The organism is Sulfurimonas sp., assembly GCF_019429335.1.
In the GTDB taxonomy this organism is placed as follows: Bacteria; Campylobacterota; Campylobacteria; order Campylobacterales; family Sulfurimonadaceae; genus Sulfurimonas.
Window position 1 is genome coordinate 1 of record NZ_JAHYJB010000064.1, and the last position, 2,245, is coordinate 2,245.

General features: G+C 35.7%; 3 protein-coding genes and 1 pseudogene. 3 read left to right on the plus strand and 1 reads right to left on the minus strand.

What is annotated here, in order from left to right; translation table 11 throughout:
- Positions 1-155: 155 nt before the first annotated feature.
- Complete coding sequence (locus K0A91_RS10850) at positions 156-983, minus strand: HD domain-containing phosphohydrolase (protein ID WP_295010222.1); 828 nt, start codon at positions 981-983, stop codon at positions 156-158.
- 215 nt (positions 984-1,198) lie between these two features.
- On the opposite strand from K0A91_RS10850, the gene K0A91_RS10855 reads away from it, so the two are divergent.
- The 3 genes and pseudogenes from K0A91_RS10855 to K0A91_RS10865 all read left to right on the plus strand — a co-directional run.
- Complete coding sequence (locus K0A91_RS10855) at positions 1,199-1,519, plus strand: hypothetical protein (protein ID WP_295010224.1); 321 nt, start codon at positions 1,199-1,201, stop codon at positions 1,517-1,519.
- On the plus strand, positions 1,504-2,136 hold the full coding sequence (locus tag K0A91_RS10860) for a type III pantothenate kinase (protein WP_295010226.1): 633 nt from the start codon (positions 1,504-1,506) through the stop codon (positions 2,134-2,136). The genes K0A91_RS10855 and K0A91_RS10860 overlap by 16 nt, the downstream gene beginning before the upstream one ends.
- Positions 2,130-2,245: pseudogene (locus tag K0A91_RS10865) on the plus strand (ATP phosphoribosyltransferase); the annotation flags it as partial. The gene K0A91_RS10860 and the pseudogene K0A91_RS10865, both read left to right, overlap by 7 nt.

The window sequence follows — 2,245 nt, forward strand, 5'->3', positions numbered from 1 at the left end:
ACAAAAGAGTATAAAATTTTCACAGCCATCCTTTGTTCTATTAAATTAAGCCTAAATTATAACACGTATTTTATTTGATTATAGTAAAAGATAAATAAAAAGTAGAAACATTTTATTTAAAAACCTACATGTTAATTTATTTGTACAAGTCTTGATTATAGTAGTTTTAGGCTTATGTGAAGATATTTTTGATTAAATCTGTTTACCATCTCAGAATCGCGAATCATTATTCTTAGCGCTGCAAAGGATGAGTAATTTTTTCTGTGAGGGCGGCTGTTTGTCATAGCATCGAAGACATCGCAAATTGCCAGTATTGAGGCAAAATCGCTCATATCCTCTTTTGTAAGATTGTCCGGATAGCCGCTTCCGTCGTAGCGCTCGTGGTGATGCATAATTGCATCTAAAATATATGGGTCGTGGATATTATTCTGTTTTATAATATCAATGCTGTAGAGGACGTGTTTTTGCACTATCGCTGTCTCTGTCTCATCAAGTGAGGACTCTTTATCTATAATTGAATCGTCTATTTTTTTAAGGCCGACATCGTGGAGCAGCCCTGCAATGCCTAGTTTTAAGAGTTGCTCTTCACTGAACTTGAGCGCATGCCCAAGAGCAACTGCATATATTGCAACTTGAAGTGAGTGGTTTTTTAGCATATGCTCATTTTTAAAATGTGGCATCGTGTTTCTTAGAAACATTTCATCATATTTGACAAGATAGATGATTGATTTTACTATGAGTTCAACGCAGCTTAGATTTATCTTGTTGTTTCTATTGCTTAAGAATATATCAAAGAGCTGATTTGTTATGTCATAGAGAAGCTGAACTCTTTTTGAAAAGTTGTCTCTGTTGTACATGATGTAGTATTTTAGGCTCTCGCATGAGAGTATCTGTTTCTTTTCATCTTTTTTTGCGATGTAGAGACTCTTCTGCTCTTGGAGTTTTGCGTAGAGAATTCCTGATAAAAGCGTGCCCGCTTTCAAGATAATCTTGTGGTTTCTTCCTCTTCTTATATATATATATATATATATTAAATGGCACAACCTCGCCAATAAGCAACGTGTTTATGTCAAATATGACGTACGAACTTAGATAATTTAATTTTATTTTGATAATTTTCATGGGTGTAATTATAACTATATTATCCCTATCTAAAGCATTTTTTTGATAGAATATTTTTTTTAATAAAGGGTGGATAATGCAGACATTAGTAGACTCTCTCAGAATAAAAGGGAAGATTTATAAAAAAATGCAAGAGATTGCGCCAAGAGAGCTTGGTGTAAGAAACAAGATAAAAATATATAAAGCCACTGATGTGGCCGGTTATTTTTGGGCTATTTTTGCCGTAAGTCAAAAGAGCAGATTGCTTATGAAAGATTTGCATAAATTTGAAGAGATATATGCAAAACTTACTATATTCTGCGGGCATAATTTTAAACACAAAATTATCTTTATAGATGCGCCTCTGTGCTCAAAAGCAAAAGATGTATTTAAGCAGCAGGGTTGGAAAATCTACTAATGCTTCTGTGCGATATCGGAAACACTACCTACCATTTTTTTCTCAAAGGCAAGAGCTACAGAGAAGATGCGGCTCTTTTTGACCCATCAACTATTAGCGAGAAAGTCTTTTATATCTGCGTAAACGAACAAGTTAAGGAGGCGCTAAAAGCTCTTGAAAATTGGATAGATCTCTCGCTACATGTAGATTTTACAAAGTACTACAAAACTATGGGAGTAGACAGAATCATGGCATGCGAAGCCATAGATAATGGAGTAGTAGTCGACACGGGCAGTGCAATAACGGTGGATGTCGTAAAAGAGGGCAGATTTGAGGGCGGTTTTATCTACCCGGGAGCAAGGGCGATGAGTGAGTGTTACAAAAATATATCCAGTGCGCTCATCTACTCATTTAATTTTGAGGTTGATTTGGATAGAATGCCAAAAAATTCCCAAGATGCCATAAGTTATGGATACTTAAAACTGCTGCAAAGAGAAGTAAATTCATACAAGATGGATATATTTTTAACAGGCGGGGATGCTATGAATTTTAAAAAGATATTTCCCGCTTCCTCGGTTGATGAGACGCTGCTGTTTCGCGGGATGACAAATATAATGAAAAGGGCTGATTTATGCTGACAGTTGCACTTCCAAAAGGGCGTATTGCCAAAGAGACTTTGGAGATTTTTGAGACTATTTTCGGGGACAGTTTTGCGTTTGACGACAGAAAACTTATTTTAGATACGCC